Genomic DNA, 25,514 nt, shown 5'->3' with positions numbered 1-25,514 from the left:
GCGGCCTGCGGCGGGGGTACAGGGCGCGCCCAGGTCTTGGCTGCGGCCGTTGCCATGTCGCTCGGCCGCCGAGGGTCGCGCTGCGCGGTCCGCTTTGCCCGGCGCGGTCCCTTGATGGAGCGCCGATCCGGCGACCGGCGCTCAGGGGACCGCGCGTGCGCGGTCCCCTGAGCAGGGGGCGCGAGCCTCCCCGAGAACACCGGTGGGGCGCGGGACCCGCGTGCCCCCTTCACGCTGCCCGCCGGTTCGGGTTCGCCGGTTGCTGCGGTTTCAACAGCGCGAACCGCTCGCACCGCCACCCCGTCGGGGTGCGCGTGAACCGGGCGGCCAGGGCGAACGAGCGGCCGTCCGCTTCCACCCGGGCGCACGCCTCCACCACCTCCGGTGCCGGGGCGCACGTGTGGACCGTCTGCGTCCGGTGCCGGGGCCGTGGCCGGCGGGGGCCGGCGAGACCCGCGTACACCTCCGGGGCCACCAGCGCCCGGATCTGCGCCGCCGGGCGGCGGCCGTCGTACGCCTCCAGGAGCGTGTTCAGCAGGTGGCCCACCTCGTCCGCGTCGAGCTGCCGCGGCGCCGGGCCGCGCGACGCGCGGTGCTCGCGCGGTGTCACCACTTCCGGACGGTCCGCGAGGCGGGGTGTCTCCGCCTGGACCAGCGTCCGCAACCGATGTTCCTCGATCAATTTCCCTTCCCTCCCTGACTCGGCTTTCGCTTAGAGGCGGGACGGACCGAAAAGGACACCGGAATCGCACGATCCGGGCGAGAACCGGTGAATCCGTGGATTACGGCCCGCCGGTGCGGTACGCCGACCGGCATCTTTGCCCGCCGCGAAGACAGCGTGTTGCCGCCCCGCTATGGTGTGCCGGGTGCTGAAAGGGCTATTGGTCGATTTCGCCGGAGTTCTCACCGATCCCGACGCCGGCCGGTTCTACGACTACCTGGCGGCCGCGCGCGGGCGGGGCGTCCGCACCGCGCTGCTGTCCAACGCCCCCGGGGCGTCGGACGAGGTCAAGAAGACCATGTTCGACTATTTCGACGCCCTGGTGTTTTCCGGTGAGGTCGGCGTGGCCAAACCGGACCCGGCGGTCTACCTGATCGCCGCCGACCGGCTCGGGCTGCCCGCCACGGTCTGCGCGTTCGTCGACGACTCGGCGACGAACATCCGCGGCGCCGTCCAGGCGGGCATGGTCGGCGTGCAGCACCGGTCGGTCCCCCAAACCCTGGACGAGCTCGCCGTGCTGTTCCCGGCCGGGTGAGGGTCAGCGCCCGCGGCGGACCAGCTCGAACGACAGCACCGCGGCGGCGGCCGAGACGTTCAGCGATTCGGCGTCACCCGGCATCGGGATCGACAGCCACTCGGTGACGAGCTCGCCCACCTCCGGTCCGACGCCGTCGGTCTCGCCGCCGAGAACGAACGCCGCGCGCTGCGGCAGGTCGACGTCGAACAGCGTCGTGCGCGCCGACGCGCCCAGCGCGTAGAGCCCGTAGCCGGCTTCGGCGAGCATTTCCGCGGCCTCGCGCGCCGAGCCGCAGCGCAGCACCGGCGCGCGGAACGCCACCCCGGCCGACGCCTTGACCACCAGTGGATCCAGCGCCGCGACCCCGCGCCGGGGCACGATCACGCCGTCCAGCCCGGCCGCGGTCGCCGTCCGCAGGATCATGCCGACGTTCGCGGGCGTGGTGATGCCGTCCAGCAGCAGCACCCGCGCCGGCGGGCGCCGGTCGGCCAGCGCCGCGGAAAGCGCTCGCATCCGCGGGGCGACGACGTCGGCGAGCACACCCTGGTCCTGTTTGCCGTTGCCGGCGAGCACCTTGACCCGGTGCGCGCTGGCGCGCTGCACCGGCACGCCGGCGGCCTTCGCCGCGCGCTGGATCTCCGCCGCGCCCGGACCGCGGGCGGTGTCGGCGAGGATCACCTTGTCCACCCGCAGGCCGTCGTCCGCCAGTGCCTCGAGCACCGGCTTCCGGCCGTACACGGTCAGGAAGCGGTCCTTCGGCGAGATCGTCGACTCATCACCCACACCCAGCAGTCTCGCATTGTGTAAGGATCGCCCCATGCCCGACCGCCTTTCCGCGCTGGACGCCTCGTTCCTCTACCTCGAGGACCACGCGACCCCGATGCACGTCGGCGGGGTGGCGATCTTCGAGCGGCCGCGGTCCGGGTTCGGGTACGCGCAGCTGGTCGACCTGATCGGCGGGCGGCTGGCGTTCCTGCCGCGGTACCGGCAGCGCGTGCTGGAGGTGCCGGGGCACCTGGCGCGGCCGGTGTGGGTGGACGACGCCGACTTCGACCTCAACTACCACGTCCGGCGCTCGGCGCTGCCCCAGCCGGGCCGCGACGACCAGCTGTTCGACCTGGTCGCGCGGCTGATGTCGCGGCGGCTGGCGCCGGAACGCCCGCTCTGGGAGGCGTACTTCATCGAGGGGCTGTCCGGTGACCGCGTGGCGCTGGTGACGAAGACACACCAGTCCGTTGTGGACGGTGTTGGCACGATCGACCTCGGCCAGCTGATCCTCGACCCGGTGCCGGCCGAGCCGGAGCCCTTCGAGGACACCTGGACGCCACGCCGCGAGCCGAGCCGCGCGCAGCTGGTCATGGACGCGATCAGCGAGGGCGTCCAGCGGCCGGGCGAAGTCGTGGAGAACGTCCGGTCCGCGGCCAACGACGCGTTCGCGGCGGCGGGCAAGTTCGCCGAGACGGTCGGCGGGGTGGCCTCGACGCTGCGCACCCTGGTGAGCCCGGCGCCGCCGGGGCCGCTGAACGTCCGGGTGTCCGGCGGCCGCGTGTTCTCCGTAGTCCGCACGCGACTGGAGGACTTCCGGAAGATCCGCGCGGCGCACGGCGGCACGGTCAACGACGTCGTCCTCGCGGCCATCACCGGCGCGCTGCGCGAATGGCTGCTTTCGCGCGAGGTGCAGCTGACGCCGGTCACGACGATCCGCGCGCTGGTGCCGCTGGCGGTCGGCGACGCGGAGACGCCCGGGTACTCGACGCCGGGGCTGGTCGGCAACCAGGTGGCGGCGTACCTGGTGGACCTGCCGGTCGGCGAGCCGAACCCGGTCCTGCGGCTGCAGCACATCGGCCACGCGATGGCCGAGCACCTGGATTCGGGCCGGTCGGTGGCGGCGCGCGGGCTGCTCAAGGTCGGCGGCTTCGCCCCGGCTACCCTGCATTCCCTCGGCGCGCGAGCGGCGGGGTCGCTGTCCGGGCGCATCTTCAACGTCATGGTGACCAATTCACCGGGCCCCCAGGTGCCGATGTACGCGGGAGAGGCCAGACTGGTCGAGATGTTCCCGGTGATGCCGCTGATGCGCACCCAGGCGCTGGCGATCGGGGTGACGTCCTACCACGGCGGCGTCTACTTCGGACTCAACGGCGACCGCAAGGCCGCGTTCGACGTCGATCTGGTGGCCGGGATGATCGAAGAGTCCCTGGAAGAGCTGAAGGGTGCGCACTGGTGAGGGTCTATCTGCCTGCGACCATCGCGATGCTTCGCGACCTCGAATCATCGGGGGAGTTCCGCGCCCGCAGCGGAACGGCGTTCGCGCTGACGCCGGCGTTGCGCGAGGCGTACGTGAGCGGGTCCGACGAGGAGCTGGAGTACGCGGCGCTGCTGGACGCGGCCCGCGCCTCGCTGCGCCTGATCGCGGCGGAGGAGAAGGGCGAGCCGCGCCGGGTGGTGGTGTCGGCGGACGTGTCGGGCGTGACCCTGCGCCCGGACCTGGACGCCCCGGTGGTCCGCATCGGCGGCCCCATCCCGCTGTCGGCGGTAGCGGCGATCCACGTGGACGCCCCGGAGGCGGCCGAGGCGGTGGCGGCGGCAGCAGCGGTGATCGACGCGGCGGACCTGGGCGACCCGGACGCGGAGTTCACGCTGGGGGACGCCGAGGACCACGAGCTGGCCTGGTATGCGCCGCAGGAGCTGCCGTTCCTGCTGGAGCTGCTCTGACGGGCTGGCGCGCGGCACAGGAATTGGCGCTCTTGCTGGAGCTGCTCTGAGTTGTCCTCAATGGGGCTCGCCTGTGGACAACCGGCCTTGAGCAGCGGTTTTGTCGGGGGCGGCCGGTAGAATGGAATCGGGGACGCCCCCCAGGGATGGGCGGGGGTGTGACCGGCCGGCTGAGGCCTGACTGGCGCCTTACCCAGACCTCCCCGATACGAAGCCGAAAACACGGGCGGTGGTGCCGGGTCAAGGCACGCTTTCCCGCCTTGACGCGGTACCGCCGTCCGTAGTCACAATCAGGCTTCGGGGTGGTGGGCCAGTGAGCGCTTTGAGGCGCTGACGAAGACACGACTTCGCCGGAACTCCACCAGAGACGGCGGGCCGGCTATCCGACCTCACCGGCGGGCGGCGGTTGCACGTCGACCGGCACACCCCAATCGCTGTACCGGGTCGTGATCCGCGCCTCCCCCTGCAGGATCGGCGAAAGGTCCAGCACGATCTGCAGCGGCCGGTGCCCCTCGTCCAGCCACACTTCCACCGGGAACTTCCCGCCCACCCGGCCCGCCGCGTCCGCGGGCAGCCCGGCCGGCAGGTCCGTGCCCAGCCGCGGCAGATCGAGGTCGACCCGGTAGTGCTCCGCCGGTACGCCGTTCAGCCGGCCCCGTTCCGCCGAGACGATCGTGCCCGCCGTGCGGATCTCGCCCAGCGTGTGCGCCGGGTCGTTCTGCGCGGCGAGCTGCGTCAAACTTCCGCCGAGGACCTGGGAAAACGGGTCCGTTCCGGCCGCCGAGACCACCACCCACGGCCTCCCGGCGCCGACCTCGTCGCGCGAACCTTCCGGCACCTTCGCGTACAGCTTCCCGGCCACCAGCCGCAGCTCCAGCGGCTCGCCGAGGAAGTCCGTCGTCATCACCTGGGCCGTCCCGCCGGGACCGAACCGCGCCTCGCCCCGGCCCTTCGACCGGACCGAGCCGACGGCGACGTCCGTGGCGAACTTCGCCGAGCCGCCGCTCGCCGTGGCGGCCGTGGCCGCGTCCGCCAGCGCGCGGGCGTCGTCGAACGCCGGTCGGGGCGGCGGGTCGGAGCAGGCGCCCGCGAGCAGGGCGAACAGCAGCACCACGACGGCTTTGCGCATGGTGCCAACAAAAACACAGCGGCTCCCCCGACCTCGTTCGGGGGAGCCGCTGCTACTCAGCGTCGTCCGGTCAGCGACCGGCCTTCTTCATCAGCTCGCCGAGGTCGACGACCTGGCCGGCCGGCGGGGCCGCCACGTCGACCTGGGTGCCCCAGTCGCTGTACTTCATCGTGAACTTCGCCTCGCCGGCCGGTGCGCCCAGCGCCTGCATCAGCGGACCCTGGTCCATCGTCATCTGCAGCGGCAGGTTGTCCTTGTCGAGCCACAGCTCGACCGGGATCTTGACGTCCTTGCCCTTGAGCTTGTCGGTGACCTGGGCGCGCGCCGCGGCCGGGATCTGACCGGTGAACTGGTCGATGGCCTTGGCGATGTCGAGTTCCAGCTTGTAGTGGTTGACCTTCTGGCCGTTCAGTTCGGTCTGGTCGGACGAGACGATCCGGCCCGCCTTGGAGATCTGGTCGAGCGACTTGCTCGGGTCACTCTGCTCCGCCGACTGCGACAGCGCGCCACCCAGCGCCTGCGACAGCGGGTCGGTGCCGTCGGCCGAGATCTTGGCCCACGCCTTGTCCGTGCCCATCTGCTTCTGCTCTTCGGCGGGCAGCTTGATGTACATGACCTTGTCGACCATGCGCATCTCGGTGGTCTGGCCGCCCGCGGTCATCGTCATCGAGAACTTGGTGGCCGCGCCGTCGAACGCCATCGCGCCGTTCGCGGTCATCGTCTGGCCGCCGGCGGCGCCGTCCATGGTGAACTTCGCCGACTTGGACTTCTCGGTGCCCTGCTTGGACGCCGACGCCAGCTGGATCGCGTCGGTGAAGGGCGAAGAGAGGCCGTCGGACTGGCTCTGCCCGCTCGCGGCGGCCGGTTCGGCGGTGCCGGTGGCGGAGTTGCCGCTGCACGCGGTCAACGTGAGCACCAGCGCGGCGCCCGCGGCGACCAGAGTGGTCTTGCGCATTGAGTTCCCCTCGGAGTCGGATCTTCCGCTCGGCATATCGCCTGATCGGGTGATTGGTTACCGATGTGACGGTGACGAACCGGGATCGGTTCCCGGTTGTCCTACGACTCTGTGACGCGGGTCACTTCGTGGCCGCCACGAGAGGCGAGCAGGCGCCGGAGGGACGCGAGTCGTTCGGCGCTCGCCCGGCCTTCGGTGACGACGTCGTCGAGCGCGCAGTCCGGGTCCTCGGGTGCGCCCAGGTGCCCGCAGCCCGACGGGCACTCTTCGGCGGCCGCGGCGAACTCCTCGAAGGCGTCGACGATGTTGTCCGCGGTGACGTGGGCCAGCCCGAACGAGCGCACGCCGGGCGTGTCGATCACCCAGCCGCCGCCCGGCAGCGGCAGCGCGACCGCCGCGACGGACGTGTGGCGGCCCTTGCCGACCGCGCTCACGACCCCGGTGGCGAGCGCGGCGTCCGGGACCAGCCGGTTGACCAATGTCGACTTGCCGACCCCGGAGTGGCCGACCAGCGCCGTCACGCGGTCCTTGAGCAGCTCGTCGAGGCCTTCGGGCTGTTCGTCGTAGCGGCTGACGATCACCGGGATGTCGAGGCCCGCGTAACCCGCCAGGAGCTCGTCCGGGCTGGCCAGGTCGGCCTTCGTGAGGCACAGGACCGGCTCGACGCCGCCGGCGTAGCAGGCGACCAGGCAGCGGTCGATGAAGCCGGTGCGCGGCGGCGGGTCGGCCAGCGCGGTGACGATCAGCAGGCGTTCGGCGTTGGCCACGACCAGGCGTTCGTACGGGTCGGTGTCGTCGGCCGTGCGCAGCAGGGAGCTGGTGCGGTCGTCGACCCGGACGATCCGGGCGAGGGTGTCCGGCTTGCCCGACACGTCGCCGACCACGGCGACGAGATCGCCGACCACCACCGGCGTCCGGCCCATTTCGCGGGCCCGCATGGCGGTGATCACCCGATCGGGGTCGGCGTCGATGGCGCAGGTCCAGCGGCCGCGGTCCTTGCCGATGACCATGGCGGTGACGGCGTCGGCGTGCTCGGGACGGCGCTTGCTGCGGGGCCGGGTGCCCTTGCCCGGACGCACGCGGACGTCGGACTCGTCCAGCTTGCTCCAGTCGTTGCGCGCCAAACCCTCGTCCTCTCGTGCGCCGGTGCCCACCCGAATGATCCCACGCCGCTCGCCAGGGCCCTGGCCTGCGTGTAACGATGACGTCCCCGGCACGAGGAGGTTGGCATGTGCGGCCGCTACGCCGCCACGAAGGACCCGGCGAAGCTGATCGAGGAGTTCGACGCGATCGACCTCACCGAGGGCCACGCGCGCGCCGACCACAACGTGGCGCCGACGAAGAACGTGGTCACGGTCGTGCAGCGGCACCCGCGTGACGAAGACGGCCAGGTCCTCGAGGACGAGCCCGCCGAGCGCTCGCTGCGGATGATGAAGTGGGGCCTGGTGCCGTTCTGGGCGAAGGACCCGTCGGTCGGCTCGCGGATGATCAACACGCGCGCCGAGACGGCCGCCGAGAAGCCCGCCTTCCGCCGCGCGCTCGTGTCGCGCCGCTGCCTGGTGCCCGCCGACGGCTGGTTCGAGTGGCGCCGCACCGGCAAGGAGAAGGAACCGTTCTACATGACCCCGCCCGACGGTTCGTCGATCGCGTTCGGCGGGATCTGGGAGAGCTGGCGGCCGAAGGACGACGACAAGGCGTCGCCGCTGATCACGTTCTCGATCATCACGACCGACGCGTCCGGGCAGCTCACCGACGTCCACCACCGGATGCCGCTGATCGTGCCCCGCTCGCACTGGGACGGCTGGCTCGACCCGGACCGCGAAGACGTCACCGACCTGCTGGTGCCGACGCCGGAGGACATCGTGGCGTCGCTGGAGCTGCGGCCGATCTCGACCCGGGTCAACAACGTCCGCAACAACGGGCCCGAGCTGCTGGAGCGCGTCGACCCGGCGCACGAGGGCACCCTCTTCTCATGACCGCGCTCGAGATCGACACCGCCTACGGCCCCGCGCGGGTGTACCTGCACTGCGCGGAGGAGGGCGCGGCGGTGCTCATGCTCGGCCACGGCGCGGGCGGCGGCCTCGGGGCGAAGGACCTGGTGGAGGTGACGCGCGCGGCGCGGGCGGCGGGCGTGCACGTGGCACTGGTGGAACAGCCGTACCGGGTGGCGGGCCGCCGCGCCCCGGCCCCGGCGAACCAGCTGGACACGGCGTGGCTGACGGTGGCGGACGAGCTGTCGGCGCGGTTCGACGGCCTGCCGTTCGTCTTCGGCGGCCGCTCATCGGGCGCCCGGGTGGCCTGCCGGACGGCGGCGGCCGGGCAGGCGGTGGCGGTGCTCTGCCTGGCGTTCCCGGAGCACCCACCGGGCAAGCCGGAGAAGACGCGCCAGCCTGAGTTCGACGCGGTGGAGGTGCCGGTGCTGGCGATCCAGGGCTCGCGTGACCCGTTCGGGCGACCTACGGCGGGACCGCACCACGAGGTGGTGGTGGTCGACGGCGACCACAACCTGTCGGCGGACCTGGAGTCGGTGTCCCGGGCGGCGACGGAGTGGCTGTCACGGGTGCTGCGGCCGCTGGCCTGAGTTGTCCACAATGGGGTCGGCTGTCCACAGATTTGCGCGAGGCCCTTTCTTGCACCCCTACCGCCGATAGACTGGACCAGGGGACGCCCCCCGGGACAGGGCGGGGCTGCGTGTTTGGGCGCTGTGTGGCCCTTTGAAAGTCCCTCCACCCCGAAGCCTGATTGTGACTACGGACGGTGGTGCCGGGTCAAGGCGGGAAAGCGTGCCTTGACCCGGCACCACCGTCCGTGTTTCCGGCTTCGTATCGGGGTGGCGGGGGAGGTCTGGGTGGGGCGCCGGTCGGGCGTCAGCGTGCCGGTCGCACTCGATGAGGTGCCGGTTTACCGAAACGCCGCGGTGGGGGCTCCTTGCGGAGCCGCTCGCCCGGCCGCTCATCTCGGTCGGCCCCGGTGCGGCGCTGGTGCGGAAACGCCACAACGGGACTCCCTGCGGAGCCCTGGGCCGCGTACGTGCCGTCGCGCGGGAGTACCGAGTCGTGATCCGGGCCATCAAGTAGCCGACTCCATGTGACTGGCGATCGGCCCGCGGCTCTGAAACAGCTCAGGCCGCGATCCCCGCCACCACAGCTCCGGTCAGCCGGATCAGCTCACCCGGGGCCAGCTCCACCTCCAGCCCGCGCCGTCCGGCCGAGCAGAACACCGTCTCGAACCCCTCCGCCGAGGCGTCGATCACCACCGGCAGCCGGCTGCGGTGGCCCAGTGGGGAGATCCCGCCCAGCACGTACCCCGTCGCCCGCTGGGCGGCCGCCGGGTCGGCCATCTTCGCCTTCTTGCCGCCCGCCGCGGCCGCCAGGGCCTTGAGGTCCAGCTGGCCCGTGACCGGGACCACCCCGACCACCAGGCGGCCGTCCACCTCCGCCACCAGCGTCTTGAACACGCGCGCCCGGTCCAGGCCCAGTGCCTCCACCGCCTCCAGGCCGTACGACTCCGCGCGCGGGTCGTGGTCGTACGCGTGCAGTTCGTGCGCCACCTTCTGCTTCACCAGCAACGCCGTCGCCGGGGTGCCTTTGCCAGCCATGGCGGAAGTCTAGGGAATGCCCGATGCCCCCATTCGGTTGTACGGGAAGTGACAACAACGCTCGCCACCACACGCTCACGCAGCCGCCGCCGTCCCGAGGCACCGGCGAACCGCGGCGTGCCCGGTCCCCGCGTAAACTCGGGTCCGCCGTATGCGCGCACGCGCATCGACGCCGAGCGGGAAGGGAACGGTTTGCCGAGCACGCAGAACTCAGCGCCGGAAGAAGCGACCGAGGCCGAGCGCGCCGAGCGCTTCGAGCGGGACGCGATGCCGCTGCTCGACCAGCTGTACTCGGCCGCGATGCGGATGACCCGCAATCCCGCCGATGCCGAGGACCTGGTCCAGGAGACCTACCTCAAGGCGTACGCCGCCTTCGCGTCCTTCAAGGCCGGCACGAACCTCAAGGCCTGGATGTACCGCATCCTGACCAACACCTACATCAACGGCTACCGCAAGCGCCAGCGGCAGCCGGTGCAGGCGCCCACCGAGGAGATCACCGACTGGCAGATCGCCAAGGCGGAGAGCCACACCTCCAGCGGGCTGCGGTCGGCCGAGGTCGAGGCGATGGACAACCTGCCCGACACCGACGTCAAGGCCGCCCTGCAGAAGCTGCCCGAGGAGTTCCGGCTGGCCGTCTACCTGGCCGACGTCGAGGGCTTCGCCTACAAGGAGATCGCCGAGATCATGGACACGCCCATCGGCACCGTGATGTCCCGTCTGCACCGCGGCCGCGCCCAGCTGCGCGACCTGCTCGCCGACGTGGCGCGGGAGCGCGGCTTCATCCGGGGCGCCCAGGAAGAGGTGGCGGGGCGATGAACGACATGTGCGAGGGCGCGTCGGACAAGGTCCGCTGCGAAGAGGCGCTGGCCGACATCTACCTGCTGCTCGACCGCGAGTGCAGCCCCGAGCGTGACGCCGCGTTGCGCGCCCACATCGAGGACTGCCCGCCGTGCCTCGAGGAGTACGGCATCGACGAGCACATCAAGCGGCTGCTGGCCCGCAAGTGCGGCGGTGACCACGCCCCGGCCGAGCTGAAGAGCCGGCTGCGCGCGTCGATCCGCCAGACCGTCGCCACGCGCGGCGGCGTCACGGTGGAACGCACCGAAATCACCCTCGAGCAGCGCTCCGAATAGCCCGAGCACTACGAAGGCCCCCTCACCGCGGTGTGGGGGCCTTCGTCATGCCGAACGCTCAGGCGTTGGGCTTCTTGCCGTGGTTCGCGCCGTTCTTCTTCCGGTCGCGACGCTTGCGGGCGCGCTTCGACATGTTCACTCCTCGTCGTCAAAGGTTCCTGGTCAAGTGTGTCATGACGGTCCGTTCTGGTTGGATGGGGTACGTGTCCACCCTCGCCGAACTGCTCGCCGACAACACCGGTCTGCCCGGTGAGGCCGCGGACCACCTGCAGACCGTCGTCGCCGAATGGCAGCTGCTGGCCGACCTGTCCTTCGCCGACTTCCTGCTCTGGGTCCCGGTGACCGAGGAACTGCAGCCGGACGGCGGCGACTTCGTCTGCGTCGCGCACGCGCGCCCGACGACGGCGCCCACCGCGCACCCCGAGGACGTCGTCGGCACGCGGTTCACGGTGGAGGAGCACCCGCAGCTGGCGAAGGCCATGCGCGAGGTGCGGATCTGCCGCGAGGAGGACCCGCACTGGTACCGCGACCTGCCGATGCGCCGCGAGGCCATCCCGGTGCGGTTCCACGACGAGGTCATCGCCGTGATGAGCCGCGAGACGAACCTGGCCGCGCCGCGGGTGCCGTCGCCGTTGGAGATCGCGTACCTGGGCAGCGCGGGCGACCTGTGCCAGATGATCGTGGACGGCACGTTCCCGCCGAGCGGCAGCAACGCGACCGACACGCACACGTCCCCGCGGGTCGGGGACGGGCTGATCCGGCTCGACTCGAGCGGCACGGTCGTGTTCGCCAGCCCGAACGGCCTGTCCGCCTACCACCGGATGGGGCACGAGTCCGACCTGGTCGGGACGCGGCTGGCGCCGCTGACCCGGTCGCTGATCCGCGACCCGTTCGACGCGACCGAGGTGTCGCACCGGATCATCGAGGCCCTCGACGGGAAGCCGTCGAGCCGCACGGAGGCCGATTCTCGGCGCGGCGCCGTGGTGCTGTTCCGCGCGTTGCCGCTCCGGCCGGCCGGTCAGGCCGCGGGCGCGCTGGTGCTGGTCCGCGACGTCACCGAGGTGAAGCGGCGGGACCGGGCGTTGCTGTCGAAGGACGCGACGATCCGGGAAATCCACCACCGGGTGAAGAACAACCTGCAGACGGTGGCTGCCCTGCTGCGGCTGCAGTCGCGGCGGACGACGTCGGAGGAGGCGCGGCTCGCCCTGGCGGAGTCCGTGCGCCGGGTGACGTCGATCGCGCTGGTGCACGAAGCGCTGTCGATTTCGGTGGACGAGCGCGTCGACCTCGACAAGCTGCTCGACAACGTGCTGCCGATGGTCGGCGAGGTCGCCACGGCGGAGTCGCAGGTCGGGCTGTCGCGGAAGGGCTCGTTCGGGGTGGTCGTCGCGGAAATCGCGACGCCGCTGGTGATGGTGCTGGCCGAGCTGGTGCAGAACGCGATCGAGCACGCTTTCCCGGCCGGCCGGTCGGGAAAGGTCGAGCTGGTCGTGGAGCGTTCGGCCCGGTGGCTGGACGTCGTGATCCGCGACAACGGGCGCGGCCTGCCGTCGGGCTTCTCGCTGGAGCGGTCGGACGGCCTGGGGCTGCAGATCGTGCGGACGCTGGTGGAGTCCGAGCTGCGGGGCTCGCTGTCGCTGCGGAAGGTGCGGGCGGAGACGTCCGCGACCCGCGCGTCGGGAACGGAAGCCGCGCTGCGCATCCCGCTGTCCCGCCGGCTCTGACCCGCGCGGCCGTACCTCGGCGGACGTCCGGCGTACCCGAAGGGTCGTTGGCGTGCGCGAGGGGGCATCTCGCGTGATTGGAGGGGCGACACGCGTGATTGGAGGGACGACACGCGTGATTGGAGGGGCGACACGGTGAAGGCCCGGCACCAGGTGCGTGGTGCCGGGCCGTTCAACGTTTCGCGGGAGGACTTGAAGTCCCCGTGAGGTTTCAGCGCACCCATTGCCGGGTGGTTTCGCCTCGGTTGTTAAGCTCAGACCGGGTAGGTATCACCCCAGACGGCGTGGGCACGACAAATGCCCGCCGGGTGAAATTCCTGCTCGGCCTGGGTGGATCTCGAGAAACTTAGGCGTTGGTACGCGTGCCGATGTGCGTACGGCGGCGCTTGAGCGCGCGTCGCTCGTCCTCGCTCATGCCGCCCCACACGCCCGCGTCCTGGCCGCTGGCCAGAGCCCAGGCCAGGCAGTCGGAAGCGACGGTGCAGCGGTGGCACACGGCCTTCGCCTGCGTAACCTGCGACAGAGCCGGACCGCTGGTTCCCACCGGGAAGAACAGCTCGGGGTCCTCGTCTCGGCAGGCCGCGTCGTGGCGCCAGTCCATGTTCGTGAGCTCCTTCATATGGCGCGGGAGGGCCGCGCCACAGTCGTCAATGGCGGTCGTGTTCTTGGGTGCTTGTGAATGCTTTCACGAAGCACCGCTTTCGACAAGGGTTTCCGGAAGATCGGTGAGTCAGGTCACCCGGCCGAGCGACGCCTCTGACCTGCGGTTTCTCTCCGAAACAGCCGCCGGCTGGGAAGCCCGATGCGCTGAGTGGAGCTTCTCCGTCGACGAACGGCACCTGGCACTTTGCCGCAGGCGATCAGCGGTCCCGGCGTCACGCGATTACGGTGAGTGCGTTCGGGACGCTGACGAATTCGACTCGGGTCCGCTGGCCGACGAGGTCGCCGTCCACCTGGAAGTTTACCGGTTCAGCTGCGTCGATGCGGATCATCGGCAGGTCATCGTGACGCACGAGACGTCGGCCTCGCTGGTTGCTCTTCGTAGCCAAAGCTTGGCGTACATGCTTGAACACGGTAGGCAACCCCAGACCGTTCAACGCGAACAAACCCAATCCCGTCTCGAACGAGCAACCCGGGTTGAGGTGGATCGCCCGCTCGCCCAGGTAGCTCCACGGATCGGTGTTCGACACGAAAGCGGTCAACGCCTCGACCGGGTCCTGGCCGGGAATGCGGATCGTCAGGGCCGGCCGGCCCAGCGGGGGCCGGAAGTAGGAGCGGACGGCGGCCCGCATGTACAAGCCGGCGGTCGTCTGCTTGCCGCGGCGCTTGGCGACCCGGCCGACGACGTCGGCGTCCCAGCCGAGGCCGGAGTTGAAGGTGAACCAGTGCCCGTCGGCCAGTCCGAGCCCGACGCGGCGCGAGCGGTCGTTCTCCAGCGCGTTGAGCAGCTGGTGGGTGGCCTCGAAGGAGTCGGCGGAGATGCCGAGGGCCCGCGCGAAGACGTTGGCCGAGCCGCCGGGCACGACGCCGAGGGAAGGAACGTGGCTGATTCGGGCGGGGTCGCCGTCGGCGTCGGCCAGCAGGCCGTTGACGACCTCGTTGACCGTGCCGTCGCCGCCGTGCGCCACGACCAGGTCGATGCCGTCCCGCGCGGCCGAGCGCGCGACGGCCATCGCGTGGCCGCGGTAGTCCGTCTCGACCACGTCCAGCTTGACCTGGCTGGCGAGCGCGTGCGCCAGCACGTCCCGGCCACCCGCGGTGGTCGAGGTGGCCTGGGGGTTCACGACGAGGATTGCGCGCATTACCGCAGGGTAAGTGACTTCCGGCGGCCCGAGAACCTTCCGGCGCCGCATGGTGACGGGCGCAACCCCGGGGAACAGCACCTTCGAGACCCTGTGCCGGGCGGTCCTCCTTCGTGCGCGAGTGTCCGCTCGTCGTGACAAGTGCACCCGGGCCGACCGCCCGCTCATCGACGACATCCCGATTTTCGACGCGCGGGCGGCCCGGGGAAAACGGCCGACCGGGTGGCATACGATCGAAAGAGCTCACGCACGGTGACTCGCCCAGGTGGAGTCCACTGTGCTCCCGCAAAGGACCCCGGAAGGCCGCCGCAGTGAAGCTCTCGCCCGCTCCCCGTGAGGTCCGGCTGGCCGGCGTGGTCACCGCGGTGCCGTCGCTCGCCCTGCTGGTGTTCGGGGTGATCGTGCTGGTGAACGGGCTGGGTGCGCCCGCGCAGCCGGGCAACAACATCTTCGTCGAGGCGGGCACGTTCATCGTGGTGGCGCTGGCGTTCCTGGCCGCGTCGGCCGGGCTGGTGCTGGGCCGGACGTGGGCGCGCTCGCCCGGCGTGGTGATCGCGCTGATCGTGATCGGCCTCGGCTGGTACCTGCTGGGCCCGTCCGGCGAGCCGGGGTGGGGTGTGCCGGTCGCGCTGCTGGGCGTCGCGGCGCTGGTGCTGCTGTTCCGGCGGCCGTCCCGGGCCTGGGCGCTGGACCTGCGCGAAGGCGAGACGGAGACGGAGGCCGCCGAACGCGGCGGCCTGGCGGGCCGCCGCGCCGAGCGCGAAGGCCACGAAGAAGGCTAGGCCTGGGCGGCCAGGGCCTTCAGGGGCTCGTCCGTCAGGCGGTTGACCGTCCACTCGTCCATCGGCTCCGCGCCCAGGGCCTTGTAGAACTCCGTGGCCGGGTTCCAGTCCAGGACCGACCACTCGAGCCGGGCGTAGCCGTTCGCGACGCACTCGGCCGCCAGGGCCGCCAGGAGGGCCTTGCCCAGGCCGGAGCCGCGGTGGGAGGCCCGCACGTACAGGTCCTCCAGGTAGATGCCGTGCACCCCGCGCCAGGTCGAGAAGTTCAGGAACCAGACCGCGAAGCCGACGATCTCGCCGTCCACTTCGGCCACGTGCCCGAACAGCTTCGGCGCCTCGCCGAACAGTGCCTCGTGCAGCTGCTCCGGGGTCAGGTGGCATTCGTCCGGCGCGCGCTCGTACTCGGCCAGGTCGTAGACCAGGCCGACGGCCGCCTCGACGTCTTCGGGGCGGATGCGGCGGATGCGGTCGTCGGGCACGTCAGTCCTCCGCGGGCAGCAGGTTGAGGTGTTCGATCTGGGGTTCGCCGCGCTCGTCGCCGAGCACCGCGATGCCCGCCGCGTCCAGTCCGAAGTGGACGCCGGCGGTGGCGGGCAGGCCGAGCCAGCGGGCCACCAGCACCCGGCTGAAGTGGCCGTGGCCGACCAGGATCACGTCACCCGTTTCGATGTCGCGGCGGGCCCGGTCCAGCACGCGGTCCGCGCGGGCGGAGACGTCCGCGGCGCTTTCGCCGCCGGGGCTCGGGTGGGTCCAGACCGTCCAGCCCGGCACGGTCTCGCGGATCTTCGGCGTGGTGACGCCTTCGTAGTCGCCGTAGTCCCACTCGGCGAGGTCCTCGGTGACTTCGTCGACGCGCAGCCCGGCCAGCGCGGCCGTGCGCAGCGCCCGGGCGCGCGGGCTCGAGAGCACCAGCGACGGGCCGCCCACCAGGCTGCGGAGGGTGCCGCCCGCGGCGCGGGCCTGGCCTTCGCCCGCCGGCGTCAGCGGGATGTCCGTGCGGCCGGTGTGCCGCCCGTTCAGCGACCATTCGGTCTGCCCGTGCCGGAGGAGGAAGAGACGGTTGGTCACGGGCCCGAATATATCCGGCGGTTTGCGCGGCGGCTGGCCGTCTGCTTAGCTACTGAACGGTAGCTTAGCTCGAGGAGAACCCATGTCCGTGACGCCGACCTTCGCGCTGTGGCAGAAGCTGGCCGGGAAGCCGGGCGGGAAACCGCTGTTCAGCGCCGCGATGTGCCTCCGGGTGCCGTACTTCCGCACGGTGCTGCCCGCGGTGCGCGAGCTGCGTCCGGGTCACTGCGAGGTGACCGCGCCGAAGTGGTGGGGTGTCCACAACCACATCGGCACGTTCCACGCGATCGCCGCCTGCAACCTCGCGGAAATCGCGATGGGCATGCTTGCCGAAGCCACCGTCCCCACGACACACCGCTGGCTGCCGAAGGGCATGAACGTCCAGTACGTAGCGAAGGCCGGGACGGGCCTGCGCGCGGTGGCCGCGCTGCCCGAACTGCCGGAATTCGGCGACGACGGCTTCGACCTCGAAGTCCCGGTGACCATTTCGGACACGCACGGCGAGCCCGTGGTCACCGGGGCCATCACCGTCTGGGTGACTCCGAAGAAGCGTTAGAGCTGCTTGTACTGCACGTACGTCGTCTGGTGGAACACGGACGGCGACGGCAGGCCGAGCCGGGAGTCCACGAGCTTGCCGAGTGGCCCGCACCCGTGCGTGGCCGGGAGCGCGAGCGCGGGGTCCACGACGCCGAAGTGGACGGTCGGCGGGTTCTTGGAGAGCACGGTCGGCGGCAGCGCCGGGTCGTCGTGGACGACGGTGTGCAGCGGCGCGGCCGCCGTGCCGATGCTGCATCCCTTGCGCAGCAACGGGTGCCGCAGCACCGCGTAGACGTCGAGCTCGCCGCGGCGGGTGTCGTTGCCCTGGAAGTCCGAGTAGCCGCCGTAGCGCAGCTGGAGCGTCGTCCCGGCGAGCCCCGGGACGGTCGCCGGCGCGTGCCGCAGCGCGCCGAACTCCTGCGCGTACCGGCCGTCCACCCGGCCCTCGCTGAAGGTCAGCCGCAGTTCCCCCAGCGGGATCACCCGGTCGCCGATGGTCAGCTTCCCTTGGGAGACGAACGCTTCACAGCGCCAGGTACCCGGGTCGGCGTTCGCGGGCGGCGCGGGGCAGTCGGTGAAGTCGAATGTCGGCAGCTCGTCGGCGGATGCGGTGCCCGGTGTCAGAGCCAGTGCGACCGCGGCCGCCCCCAGTGCGAGGAATTTCATGGCCGTGAGCCTGCTCGCGCGGGCACGCCCGGGCATCCGGGATCGCCCCCAGGGGAGCCCCGGGATTCGTCACGGGCCGAGCCGGGCCAGCGCGTCGACGAAGCCGTCGTCGGTCGCCGCGAAGAACTCGGCGTCCGCGGCCTCGACGTCCTTCAGCGCCTTCGCGACCAGTTCCAGGCCGGCCGGGGTGACTTCGAGGCGCTTCGCGCGGGCGTCGGCCGGGTCGTCGGTGCGCGCGAGCAGGCCGCGGTCGGCCAGCTTGCGGACGACCTGGCTGGTCATCATCGTGTCGGTGCCCGCCTGGTCGGCCAGCTGCCGCTGCGTGGGTGGCTCGCCCGCGCGGGTGAGCCACCACGTCGTCGTCAGCAGCACGAACTGGACGTGCGTGAGGTCGTGCGGGGCCAGTGCGGCCCGCATCGCCCGCTGCCAGGCCAGTGTCACGCGCCACAGCAGGAAGCCGGGGCTGCGCTCGGGGCCGGGCAGGCGGGACTCCGGGGCGGTCATACCCGCGATCCTGCCCTCCGGGGGTTCCGGGTGGTGGAGCCCCCGGCGCGGGGCGAAGCCCCGGATGTCTCAGCTTCGGCGAGCCGGGCGAGCGCGCGCATCGCGTCCGGGGTGTCCGAGGTGACCTGCGGCCCGAACCCCTCCGGGCCGTCGATGGTGACGCGGTAGGTGATCCGCGTGCCGCCGTCGATGTCGGTCAGCACGTGCTCGAACCGCAGGTGCGCGTCCGGGAGCCCGGTCTCGTCGGTGAAGCTCCGGCCCTCGTTGACCTCGGTGAGGGTGAACGGGATCGGCGGCATGCCGTCCATGGTCATCGTGCCGCTGGTTCCCACGGTGAACGGGCCTTCGATGACGACGGACCGGACGCCTTCGTCCCACTCCGGCCAGCGGGCGGTGTCGGCCCAGAGCGGCCAGATCGCGGCGGCGGGTGCGGTGGACGTCTCGCTGTGCTCGTACTCGTAAAGTGCCATGCGGACAGACTATATGCGCGCTTACTAAAAGCGCAAGCGGCCCGGCGGCCGGAGTGGGATCAGTTCGCCGAGCGCAGCTTGTCGTAGTAGGCGACGCAGTCCGCGTACACCGGGAGCAGGCCTTGCTCGCGGGCCTCGGCCAGGGTGGGCGCTTCGCGGTCCTTGTCGGACATGATCGGCTCGATGTCGGTGGGCCAGGGCAGGTCCAGCACGGGGTCGAGCGGCGTGATGCCGTGCTCGCCCGCGGGGTTGTACGGCTCGGAGCAGAAGTACGACATCACGGTGTCGTCCTCGAGGGCGACGAAACCGTGGCCGAGGCCCTCGGCGAGGTACATCGCGCGGAATTCCCGCGAGTCCAGCACGACCGAGTCCCACTGCCCGAAGGTCGGCGACCCGACCCGGAGGTCGACGACGACGTCGAGCAGCGACCCGCGCGGGCAGTAGATGTACTTGGCCTGGCCGGGCGGGGTGTCGGCGAAGTGGATGCCGCGGATCGCGCCGCGCCGGGACACGCTGTGGTTCGACTGGCCGAGCCGCAGGGGGTGGCCGACCGCCGCGTGGAAGACGTCCTCCTGGAAGGGGGCGACGAACAGGCCCCGGTCGTCGGGGAACGCCCGGGGGGAGAACTCGAAGGCGTCCGGGACGCTCAGCCGGCGGAATTGCATGGCGTCACCTTATCGGGCGCCCAACAAAACCGGACGGACGTCTTGGGAATTGCCGGGAAATCGCGGCCGGTGTGACATCAACCGCACCGAGGGGTCCCCGGCGGCCGGGGACCTGTCACAATGAACGAACCGCCGCGTCCGCGGCCATCGCCAGACCCAAGGCACCGATGGCCGTCGTGACGCCTCGCCGACAGGCCGGCGCTACCGCGCTGGGCTGCCGTGCCGGGATCCCCCACGGTTTCCCCTTGCCACCGTGGTCCCAGCCGCATGCCCAGGAGAAATTCCAGTGACCCAAGTCCGATCCGCGAGTTCCGTCATTCCCACTGGGGGAATGACGGAAACGACGACAGGAAACCCCATGACCGACCCCACCGGCACCGTCGCGCCGGTCACCGACGAAGAGATCTTCACCGGGCACGAGGGCGGCAAGCTCTCGGTGGCGGCCACCCGCCCGATTTCCAGCCCGCGTGACCTTTCGATCGCCTACACCCCCGGTGTGGCGAAGGTGAGCCGGGCGATCGCCGAGGACGCCGCGAAGGCCAAGCGCTTCACGTGGGCGGACCGGCTGGTCGTCGTGGTCAGCGACGGTACGGCGGTGCTCGGCCTCGGTGACATCGGGGCCAGCGCGTCGCTGCCGGTCATGGAGGGCAAGTCGGTGCTCTTCAAGACCTTCGGCGGCCTCGACTCGATCCCGCTGGTGCTCGACACGACCGACGTCGACGAGATCGTCGAGACGCTGGTGCGGCTGCGGCCGTCGTACGGGGCCGTCAACCTCGAGGACGTCTCCGCTCCGCGGTGCTTCGAGCTGGAGGACAAGCTCAAGGAAGCGCTGGACTGCCCGGTCATGCACGACGACCAGCACGGCACGGCGATCGTGACGCTGGCCGCGCTGCGCGGGGCGAACCTGGTGCTCGACCGGGCGATCGCCGACCAGCGCGTGGTCGTCTCCGGTGCCGGCGCGGCGGGCGTGGCCTGCGCGAAGATCCTCCAGGAAGCCGGCATCGGCGACGTCACGGTGCTCGACTCGCGCGGGATCATCCACGCCGGCCGCGAGGGCCTGAACCCGGTCAAGGAACGGCTGGCCGCGACGACGAACAAGGCCGGCCTGAAGGGCGGCCTGGCGGAGGCGCTGGAAGGCGCCGACGTGTTCCTCGGCCTGTCGGGCGCGACGATCGACGAGTCGCTGCTCGGGCGGATGGCGGGCGGCGGCATCGTGTTCGCACTGTCCAACCCGGACCCGGAAGTGCACCCGGCGGTGGCCGCGCGGTACGCGTCCATCGTGGCCACCGGGCGGAGCGACTTCCCGAACCAGATCAACAACGTCCTGGCGTTCCCGGGCGTCTTCCGCGGTGCGCTGGACTCCGGCGCGCGGGCGATCACCGAGAACATGAAGCTGGCGGCGGCCGAGGCGATCGTCTCGGTGGCGATGGACGACCTGGGCCCGGACCGGATCGTCCCGTCGCCGCTCGACCCGCGGGTGGCCCCGGAGGTCGCGGCCGCGGTGGCGAAGGCGGCGGAAGCCGACGGCGTCACGGCCTGAGTCTCAAGCGCCCCAATGTGGCCTTCGGTGCGTCAGACGCACCGAAGGCCACATTGGGGCGCTTTCAGGCCAGGAGTTCGGCCAGGCGGTGGCGGGGGACGTCGACCAGGCGGAGGTCCACCAGGTCTTCGGGGACGTCGAGGGCCACGTTCGCCAGGCGGGCGTGGGCGCGGGTGAGGACCTCGTCCTGGTGCTCCACCGCGTCCGCGACCACCACCGCGTGCCGGTTGTCCGGGGTGCTGCGCAGGTACCGCAGTGCGTACTTCCCCCGGACGAGTGACGCCAACGCCTCTTGCGAAGCCTGGTCCGCCAGGTCCGGGTGGGCATTCGGCACGAGCAGCGCCAGGCGCCGGGCGTTCGTGCCCAAGAGCGTCCGCAGCAGCCACGGGCCGGGGTCGGCCGAGAGGTCCATCGCGACCGCGTCGCCCTCGGGGCCGGAGATCGACCAGTCGACCGGCCGCGACTCCGGCGCGAGGCCGCCGGCCGCCGCGATCTCCCTGAGCTGCTCCAGCAGGGCCGGTTTCGTCCCCGCCGCCTCCACCGACTGCGGTCCGTGCGTGTAGATCGCCTTGCCGCTGCGCATCTTCTTGGCCTTCGCCGTCGGCTGGCAGACGTACAGGTCCGCCGCGCTGCCGATCGCCTGCGCCCCGAAGTACCGGTGGAAACCGGGCAGGATCGCCTCGAACGTCAGCCCGAGCGTCGCCAGCGACCGCTGCACCTGCGCGCCCAGCGCCGGGTGGCGCGGGCTGTAGCCGTACGCCAGCAGCAGCCGTCCCTCGCTCGGCTCCCGCAGCGCCTGCACCCCGCGCGCCGCGAACAGGCCCATGCCTTCGGGCGTGTACGGCGGATCGCTGAACACGAGGTCGAACCGGCCCGCGAGCGCCGGCGGCAGGCCGACGCGCAGGTCCGCGTGCGCGGTCCGGATCTCGCGGCCGCTGCGGTCGTCGAGGTGGGCGAGGACGCGCTCGTCGAGGTCGACGACGGTCAGCGCCGCCGACGGGCAGACCGCCCGCACCGCCAGGGACGTCAGGTCGTGGTCGCCGAGGAACAGCAGCCGCGCCGAGGTCAGGTCGTACTGCGCGGCCAGCCAGAGCGCGCGGCGCAGCACGGTCTCCGGCGTCGCCTGCACGTGGTCGAGCGCGGCCAGCGGCGGCGGCACCTCGGCCACCCACTCGGCGACCTTCGGCAGCAGTTCGTGCGTCGCGACGGCCTCGTCGAGCGGGTCGGGGTAGCGGGGCGCGCCGTACTGCAGGTACGACGCCGCGACGCCGGGGGCGATGCGCAGGCGGTCGCCGCTGCGGTCCAGGTCGTCGCCGAGGGCGGCGAGGACGGCCTCGACGCTCCGCCGCGGCGCCGTCGACAGCCGCACCAGCTCACCGAGATCGTGGTCGCCCGTGCGCAGCAGGTCCAGGACGCGGTACAGCGGGCGGACGCCGACGCCGTGCGCGGCGAGGACGTCGTCGAGGGCGGTCACGGCTCCACAGCGTAGTGGCCACCTGCCGGAACACCGTGCCAACCGCCGCCGACTCGGCTACGGTCGAACGGACCGGGACATGGGGAGTGGCAGTGACCATCGAATTCCGCGACGTGACCAAGCAGTATCCGGATGGGACGGTCGCCGTCGACAAGCTGAGCCTGACGGTCGAGGACGGCACGATCACCGTGTTCGTCGGCCCGTCCGGCTGCGGCAAGACGACGTCGCTGCGGATGATCAACCGGATGGTCGAGCCGACCGCCGGGCAGGTGCTGCTGGACGGCAAGGACGTCGCCGAGGGCGACCCGGCGCTGCTGCGCCGCGGCATCGGCTACGTCATCCAGCACGCCGGGCTCTTTCCACATCGGACGGTGCTGGACAACATCGCCACCGTGCCCCTGCTTTCCGGCTGGGACAAGGCGAAGGCGCGCAAGCGGGCCGCCGAGCTGCTGGAGATCATCGGCCTGCCGGTCGAGCTCGGCAAGCGGTACCCGGCCCAGCTCTCCGGCGGCCAGCAGCAGCGCGTCGGCGTCGCCCGCGCGCTCGCCGCGGACTCGCCGGTACTGCTGATGGACGAGCCGTTCTCCGCGGTCGACCCGATCGTGCGCGAGGACCTCCAGAACGAGCTGCTGCGGCTGCAGTCGCAGCTGGGTAAGACGATCGTGTTCGTCACGCACGACATCGACGAGGCCGTCCGGCTCGGCGACAAGGTCGCGGTGATGCGCGTCGGCGGCAAGCTCGCCCAGTACGGCACGCCCGCCGACGTCCTGCGTCACCCGGTGGACGACTTCGTGGCTTCGTTCGTCGGCCGGGACCGCGGCTACCGCGGCCTGTCGTTCCTCTCCGCCGAAGGCGTCGAGGTCAAGGAGCTCGAGCTGGTCGAGATCGGCTCCGCCGTCTCCCCGGGCGGCGGCTGGCGGCTCGCGGTCAACGCCGACAAGCAACCCCGCGGCTGGCTGCCGCCGGACTCCACTGTGGACGGACAGCTGAGCGAAGACGACCTCGTCGCCGGTGGCTCGCTCTGGGTGCGGGGGACGCCGATCCGGGGCGCGCTGGACGCGGCGCTGTCCTCGCCCGCCAGTCTCGGCGTGGTCGTCGACGATGAACACCGGGTACTGGGCGCCGTGGTCGCGCGCCAGGTGCTGGACGTCATCGAAGGCGCGCCCCAGGCGTCATGAGCTTCTTCGACGAGCTCGGGCGCTACCTCGGGAGCGCGAACAACCGCGGCCAGATCCTCGGTGACCTGGGCGACCACGTGTACCTGGCGCTGCTCCCGCTCGTGCTCGGCGTCGTGCTGGCGATCGCGGCGGGCTGGCTCGGCCACCGCTGGCGGCCCGCGCGGCAGGTGCTGATGGTGCTGGCGAACCTGCTGTACACGATCCCGTCGCTCGCGCTGTTCGTCGTCATCCCCGGCCTGATCGGGACGAAGATCCTGGACAGCGTCAACGTCGTCGTCGCGCTGACCATCTACACCACCGCGCTGCTGGTGCGGCCGGTGCTCGACGCCCTCGACGCGGTGCCGCCGCCGGTGATCGCCGCCGCGACCGCGGTCGGGTACAAGCCGGTGCGGCGCTTCTTGGCCGTCGAGCTGCCGCTTTCCGTGCCGGTGCTGGCGGCCGGCGTGCGCGTCGCGTCGGTCAGCAACATCAGCCTGGTCAGCGTGGGCGCGCTGATCGGCACCGGCGGCCTCGGGGTGCTGTTCACCGACGGCTTCCAGCGCGAGTACTTCTCGCCGATCGTGGTCGGCATCGTGCTGACGCTGCTGCTGGCGCTGGTCGTCGACCTCGTCCTGGTGGGCGCGCGAAACCTGCTGACACCGTGGACCCGGGTGGGGGCGTCGTGATCACCGATCTGTTCCGCTGGTTCGGCGACCCGGCGCACTGGTCCGGGCCCGACGGCATCCCGCAGCGGCTGCTGGAGCACCTCGGCTATACGGCGTTGTCTCTGGTGATCGCGCTGGTCATCGCGGTTCCGCTGGGTCTGTTCGTCGGCCACACCGGCCGCGGTGGCGTCGCGCTGGTGAGCGCCGGCAACGCCATCCGCGCGCTGCCGACGCTGGGGCTCGTCACGTTCCTGTTCCTGCTCTTCACCGAGAGCGTCACCTCGACGATCATCGGGCTCGTCGTGCTGGCCGTGCCGCCGATCCTGGCCGGCACCTACGCCGGGCTGCAGGCGACCGACCACGGCGTGGTCGACGCCGCCGAAGGGGTCGGCATGACCGGCTGGCAGCGGCTGTGGCAGGTGGAGGTGCCGATCTCCCTGCCGCTCGTGCTCGGCGGCATCCGCAACGCCGTCCTCCAGCTGGTCGCGACCGCCGCGGTGGCCGCGTACGTCGGACTCGGTGGCCTCGGCCGGTTCCTGCTGGACGGACTGGCCATTTTGGACTATTCCGAGGTGATTGCGGGTGCGCTGCTGACCACGTTGCTCGCCATCGTTCTGGACGTGGCCTTCGCCCTGCTGAACCGGGCGCTGGTACCCCGGGGTGTCCGGCTCGCGGCGGCCGTGAAGAAGGTGACGGCGTGAAGCGGCTGGTTTCGTTGGTCACCGTCCTGGTGCTGGCCGCCGGCTGCGGGAACCCGCTGGCGGGCGGCGGCGAGGGTGGCGCTTCGGGCGACATCATCATCGGCGCGTCCGACGTCGGGGAAAGCCTGCTGCTGGCCCAGATCTACGCCGGGGCGCTCCGGAACGCCGGCGCGGCGAACGTGACCGTCCGGCCGCCGGTCGGCAGCCGGGAGGTCGTCGTCAAGGCGCTGCAGGACAAATCGCTGTCGGTCGTGCCCGACTACAGCGGGAACCTGTTGCGGTACTTCGACAAGGACACGACCGCGACGACGTCCCCGGACGTCTACGCGCAGCTGAAGCGGAAGATCCCGCCCGGGTTCGAGGTGCTGGACCAGGCGCCGGCCGAGGACAAGGACCTGCTCGTCGTCGGCCCGCAGCTGGCGTCCTCGGGGGTGAAGACGTTCTCGGACCTGGGGAAGCGCTGCCGCGAGCTGGTGTTCGGCGGCCCGGGCCAGTGGAGCAGCCGCTGGAAGGACAAGATCAAGACGCTGTACGGCTGCGAGTTCAAGGAAATCCGCACGACGGACACGGGCGGGCCGGTGACGGTGGCCGCCCTGAAGTCCGGGGACGTGCAGGTGGCGGACCTGTTCAGCACGTCGTCGACGATCGCGGCGAACGGGTTCGTGCCGCTGGTCGACGACAAGAACATGTTCCCCGCCCAGAACATCGTGCCGCTGGTCGCGCGGGGGACGCTCTCCCCGGCCGAGGTGGCCGCGCTGAACCGCGTCTCGGCGGCGCTGACGACTTCGGCACTCACGCGGCTCAACGTCGAGTTCACCGAGGAGAAGCGGAACCCCCTGGACATCGCGGAGGAGTTCCTCGCGCGGGCCTAGGGCGTGTCTGACAAAAGTTCCGGCTGGCTGCTGGGATGCTGCTGGTCGTGTCGCGGTTTCAGTTGCTCTCCGATGATCAGTGGGCGTTGATCGAAGACTTGCTGCCGGTCCGGACCGGTAGG

At 71.5% G+C, this 25,514-nt stretch carries 31 protein-coding genes; 15 read left to right on the top strand and 16 right to left on the bottom strand.

Features of this window, described 5'->3' with window-relative positions; all coding sequences use genetic code 11:
• Positions 1-229: 229 nt before the first annotated feature.
• Positions 230-682, bottom strand: coding sequence for an Rv3235 family protein (locus ACLJOU_RS31775; RefSeq protein WP_410572555.1), 453 nt, complete (start codon positions 680-682; stop codon positions 230-232).
• A gap of 199 nt (positions 683-881) precedes the next feature.
• Between ACLJOU_RS31775 and ACLJOU_RS31770 the strand changes: the two genes are divergently transcribed.
• Complete coding sequence (locus ACLJOU_RS31770; protein WP_410572941.1) at positions 882-1,256, top strand: HAD-IA family hydrolase; 375 nt, start codon at positions 882-884, stop codon at positions 1,254-1,256.
• A 3-nt stretch (positions 1,257-1,259) separates the two neighbouring features.
• On the opposite strand, the gene ACLJOU_RS31765 is transcribed toward ACLJOU_RS31770, so the two are convergent.
• Complete coding sequence (locus tag ACLJOU_RS31765) at positions 1,260-2,021, bottom strand: TrmH family RNA methyltransferase (protein WP_410572553.1); 762 nt, start codon at positions 2,019-2,021, stop codon at positions 1,260-1,262.
• Between the two features lie 34 nt (positions 2,022-2,055).
• On the opposite strand from ACLJOU_RS31765, the gene ACLJOU_RS31760 reads away from it, so the two are divergent.
• Positions 2,056-3,462 carry a WS/DGAT/MGAT family O-acyltransferase gene (locus ACLJOU_RS31760; RefSeq protein WP_410572551.1) on the top strand — a complete coding sequence of 469 codons (1,407 nt, stop codon included), beginning with the start codon at positions 2,056-2,058 and terminating at the stop codon, positions 3,460-3,462.
• Positions 3,459-3,950, top strand: a complete 492-nt coding sequence (locus tag ACLJOU_RS31755) for a DUF6912 family protein (protein ID WP_084093341.1) — start codon at positions 3,459-3,461, stop codon at positions 3,948-3,950. The genes ACLJOU_RS31760 and ACLJOU_RS31755 overlap by 4 nt, the downstream gene beginning before the upstream one ends.
• Before the next feature lie 379 nt (positions 3,951-4,329).
• On the opposite strand, the gene ACLJOU_RS31750 is transcribed toward ACLJOU_RS31755, so the two are convergent.
• The 3 genes from ACLJOU_RS31750 to rsgA all read right to left on the bottom strand — a co-directional run bounded on the left by ACLJOU_RS31750 (position 4,330) and on the right by rsgA (position 7,158).
• Positions 4,330-5,079 carry a hypothetical protein gene (locus ACLJOU_RS31750; RefSeq protein ID WP_410572549.1) on the bottom strand — a complete coding sequence of 250 codons (750 nt, stop codon included), beginning with the start codon at positions 5,077-5,079 and terminating at the stop codon, positions 4,330-4,332.
• A 70-nt stretch (positions 5,080-5,149) separates the two neighbouring features.
• Positions 5,150-6,034 carry a hypothetical protein gene (locus ACLJOU_RS31745; protein WP_410572547.1) on the bottom strand — a complete coding sequence of 295 codons (885 nt, stop codon included), beginning with the start codon at positions 6,032-6,034 and terminating at the stop codon, positions 5,150-5,152.
• Positions 6,035-6,135: 101 nt separating this feature from the next.
• Complete coding sequence (rsgA, locus tag ACLJOU_RS31740) at positions 6,136-7,158, bottom strand: ribosome small subunit-dependent GTPase A (RefSeq protein ID WP_410572545.1); 1,023 nt, start codon at positions 7,156-7,158, stop codon at positions 6,136-6,138.
• A 105-nt stretch (positions 7,159-7,263) separates the two neighbouring features.
• Here rsgA and ACLJOU_RS31735 point away from each other — a divergent pair, with 105 nt between their 5' ends.
• On the top strand, positions 7,264-8,010 hold the full coding sequence (locus ACLJOU_RS31735; RefSeq protein ID WP_410572543.1) for an SOS response-associated peptidase: 747 nt from the start codon (positions 7,264-7,266) through the stop codon (positions 8,008-8,010).
• Positions 8,007-8,615 carry an alpha/beta family hydrolase gene (locus ACLJOU_RS31730; protein WP_410572541.1) on the top strand — a complete coding sequence of 203 codons (609 nt, stop codon included), beginning with the start codon at positions 8,007-8,009 and terminating at the stop codon, positions 8,613-8,615. The genes ACLJOU_RS31735 and ACLJOU_RS31730 overlap by 4 nt, the downstream gene beginning before the upstream one ends.
• 540 nt (positions 8,616-9,155) lie before the next feature.
• Here ACLJOU_RS31730 and ybaK read toward each other — a convergent pair.
• A complete protein-coding gene (ybaK, locus tag ACLJOU_RS31725) occupies positions 9,156-9,632 on the bottom strand; it encodes a Cys-tRNA(Pro) deacylase (RefSeq protein ID WP_410572539.1) in 477 nt (158 codons plus the stop codon).
• A 192-nt stretch (positions 9,633-9,824) separates the two neighbouring features.
• Between ybaK and ACLJOU_RS31720 the strand changes: the two genes are divergently transcribed.
• Positions 9,825-10,448 (top strand): sigma-70 family RNA polymerase sigma factor, encoded by a 624-nt coding sequence (locus ACLJOU_RS31720; RefSeq protein ID WP_364275426.1) that lies wholly within the window; start codon positions 9,825-9,827, stop codon positions 10,446-10,448.
• Positions 10,445-10,765 carry a mycothiol system anti-sigma-R factor gene (gene rsrA / locus ACLJOU_RS31715; RefSeq protein WP_410572536.1) on the top strand — a complete coding sequence of 107 codons (321 nt, stop codon included), beginning with the start codon at positions 10,445-10,447 and terminating at the stop codon, positions 10,763-10,765. The genes ACLJOU_RS31720 and rsrA overlap by 4 nt, the downstream gene beginning before the upstream one ends.
• A 58-nt stretch (positions 10,766-10,823) precedes the next feature.
• On the opposite strand, the gene ACLJOU_RS31710 is transcribed toward rsrA, so the two are convergent.
• Entirely contained in the window at positions 10,824-10,898 is a 75-nt protein-coding gene (locus tag ACLJOU_RS31710; RefSeq protein ID WP_098515123.1) for a 50S ribosomal protein bL37, read from the bottom strand.
• A gap of 70 nt (positions 10,899-10,968) precedes the next feature.
• Between ACLJOU_RS31710 and ACLJOU_RS31705 the strand changes: the two genes are divergently transcribed.
• On the top strand, positions 10,969-12,489 hold the full coding sequence (locus tag ACLJOU_RS31705) for a sensor histidine kinase (protein WP_410572534.1): 1,521 nt from the start codon (positions 10,969-10,971) through the stop codon (positions 12,487-12,489).
• A gap of 346 nt (positions 12,490-12,835) precedes the next feature.
• On the opposite strand, the gene ACLJOU_RS31700 is transcribed toward ACLJOU_RS31705, so the two are convergent.
• Together ACLJOU_RS31700 and ACLJOU_RS31695 are read right to left on the bottom strand one after the other, a co-directional pair.
• A complete protein-coding gene (locus tag ACLJOU_RS31700) occupies positions 12,836-13,090 on the bottom strand; it encodes a WhiB family transcriptional regulator (protein WP_003059797.1) in 255 nt (84 codons plus the stop codon).
• A gap of 274 nt (positions 13,091-13,364) precedes the next feature.
• Entirely contained in the window at positions 13,365-14,291 is a 927-nt protein-coding gene (locus ACLJOU_RS31695) for a diacylglycerol/lipid kinase family protein (protein ID WP_410572532.1), read from the bottom strand.
• 311 nt (positions 14,292-14,602) lie between these two features.
• On the opposite strand from ACLJOU_RS31695, the gene ACLJOU_RS31690 reads away from it, so the two are divergent.
• Positions 14,603-15,073, top strand: a complete 471-nt coding sequence (locus ACLJOU_RS31690; RefSeq protein ID WP_410572530.1) for a hypothetical protein — start codon at positions 14,603-14,605, stop codon at positions 15,071-15,073.
• On the opposite strand, the gene ACLJOU_RS31685 is transcribed toward ACLJOU_RS31690, so the two are convergent.
• Positions 15,070-15,552, bottom strand: coding sequence for a GNAT family N-acetyltransferase (locus ACLJOU_RS31685; protein WP_410572528.1), 483 nt, complete (start codon positions 15,550-15,552; stop codon positions 15,070-15,072). The two genes, ACLJOU_RS31690 and ACLJOU_RS31685, sit on opposite strands and share 4 nt — an antisense overlap.
• A gap of 1 nt (position 15,553) precedes the next feature.
• The gene (locus tag ACLJOU_RS31680; RefSeq protein WP_410572526.1) at positions 15,554-16,141 is read right to left on the bottom strand and encodes an acid phosphatase; all 588 of its coding nucleotides are present in this window, start codon (positions 16,139-16,141) and stop codon (positions 15,554-15,556) included.
• An 82-nt stretch (positions 16,142-16,223) separates the two neighbouring features.
• Between ACLJOU_RS31680 and ACLJOU_RS31675 the strand changes: the two genes are divergently transcribed.
• Positions 16,224-16,697 (top strand): hotdog fold domain-containing protein, encoded by a 474-nt coding sequence (locus tag ACLJOU_RS31675; RefSeq protein WP_410572524.1) that lies wholly within the window; start codon positions 16,224-16,226, stop codon positions 16,695-16,697.
• Here the strand turns inward: ACLJOU_RS31675 and ACLJOU_RS31670 are convergent.
• The 4 genes from ACLJOU_RS31670 to ACLJOU_RS31655 form a co-directional block, all read right to left on the bottom strand.
• Positions 16,694-17,344, bottom strand: coding sequence for a hypothetical protein (locus ACLJOU_RS31670; protein ID WP_410572522.1), 651 nt, complete (start codon positions 17,342-17,344; stop codon positions 16,694-16,696). The genes ACLJOU_RS31675 and ACLJOU_RS31670 overlap by 4 nt on opposite strands.
• Positions 17,345-17,413: 69 nt before the next feature.
• Positions 17,414-17,848 carry a MarR family winged helix-turn-helix transcriptional regulator gene (locus ACLJOU_RS31665; RefSeq protein WP_410572520.1) on the bottom strand — a complete coding sequence of 145 codons (435 nt, stop codon included), beginning with the start codon at positions 17,846-17,848 and terminating at the stop codon, positions 17,414-17,416.
• Positions 17,845-18,318, bottom strand: a complete 474-nt coding sequence (locus tag ACLJOU_RS31660) for an SRPBCC family protein (protein ID WP_410572518.1) — start codon at positions 18,316-18,318, stop codon at positions 17,845-17,847. Before ACLJOU_RS31660 ends, ACLJOU_RS31665 begins: the two co-directional genes overlap by 4 nt.
• A gap of 59 nt (positions 18,319-18,377) precedes the next feature.
• Positions 18,378-18,983 carry a dTDP-4-dehydrorhamnose 3,5-epimerase family protein gene (locus tag ACLJOU_RS31655; protein WP_410572516.1) on the bottom strand — a complete coding sequence of 202 codons (606 nt, stop codon included), beginning with the start codon at positions 18,981-18,983 and terminating at the stop codon, positions 18,378-18,380.
• A gap of 358 nt (positions 18,984-19,341) precedes the next feature.
• On the opposite strand from ACLJOU_RS31655, the gene ACLJOU_RS31650 reads away from it, so the two are divergent.
• Positions 19,342-20,523, top strand: a complete 1,182-nt coding sequence (locus tag ACLJOU_RS31650; protein WP_410572514.1) for an NADP-dependent malic enzyme — start codon at positions 19,342-19,344, stop codon at positions 20,521-20,523.
• A gap of 64 nt (positions 20,524-20,587) precedes the next feature.
• Here the strand turns inward: ACLJOU_RS31650 and ACLJOU_RS31645 are convergent, their stop codons facing one another.
• Positions 20,588-21,997, bottom strand: a complete 1,410-nt coding sequence (locus tag ACLJOU_RS31645; protein ID WP_410572512.1) for a bis-aminopropyl spermidine synthase family protein — start codon at positions 21,995-21,997, stop codon at positions 20,588-20,590.
• A 92-nt stretch (positions 21,998-22,089) separates the two neighbouring features.
• Between ACLJOU_RS31645 and ACLJOU_RS31640 the strand changes: the two genes are divergently transcribed.
• The 4 genes from ACLJOU_RS31640 to ACLJOU_RS31625 are packed head-to-tail and all read left to right on the top strand — an operon-like array spanning position 22,090 to position 25,392.
• Positions 22,090-23,175: an ABC transporter ATP-binding protein gene (locus ACLJOU_RS31640; RefSeq protein WP_410572510.1), complete on the top strand. Its 1,086-nt coding sequence runs from the start codon at positions 22,090-22,092 to the stop codon at positions 23,173-23,175.
• Positions 23,172-23,840 carry an ABC transporter permease gene (locus ACLJOU_RS31635; RefSeq protein WP_410572508.1) on the top strand — a complete coding sequence of 223 codons (669 nt, stop codon included), beginning with the start codon at positions 23,172-23,174 and terminating at the stop codon, positions 23,838-23,840. The genes ACLJOU_RS31640 and ACLJOU_RS31635 overlap by 4 nt, the downstream gene beginning before the upstream one ends.
• On the top strand, positions 23,837-24,520 hold the full coding sequence (locus tag ACLJOU_RS31630; RefSeq protein ID WP_410572506.1) for an ABC transporter permease: 684 nt from the start codon (positions 23,837-23,839) through the stop codon (positions 24,518-24,520). Before ACLJOU_RS31635 ends, ACLJOU_RS31630 begins: the two co-directional genes overlap by 4 nt.
• Positions 24,517-25,392: an ABC transporter substrate-binding protein gene (locus ACLJOU_RS31625; protein WP_410572504.1), complete on the top strand. Its 876-nt coding sequence runs from the start codon at positions 24,517-24,519 to the stop codon at positions 25,390-25,392. The genes ACLJOU_RS31630 and ACLJOU_RS31625 overlap by 4 nt, the downstream gene beginning before the upstream one ends.
• Positions 25,393-25,514: the final 122 nt, after the last annotated feature.

The organism is Amycolatopsis sp. cmx-4-61, from assembly GCF_046548775.1.
In the GTDB taxonomy this organism is placed as follows: domain Bacteria; phylum Actinomycetota; class Actinomycetes; order Mycobacteriales; family Pseudonocardiaceae; genus Amycolatopsis.
The sequence above is the reverse complement of the archived record's forward strand: the minus strand, read 5'-3'. Positions and strand labels throughout refer to the sequence as shown.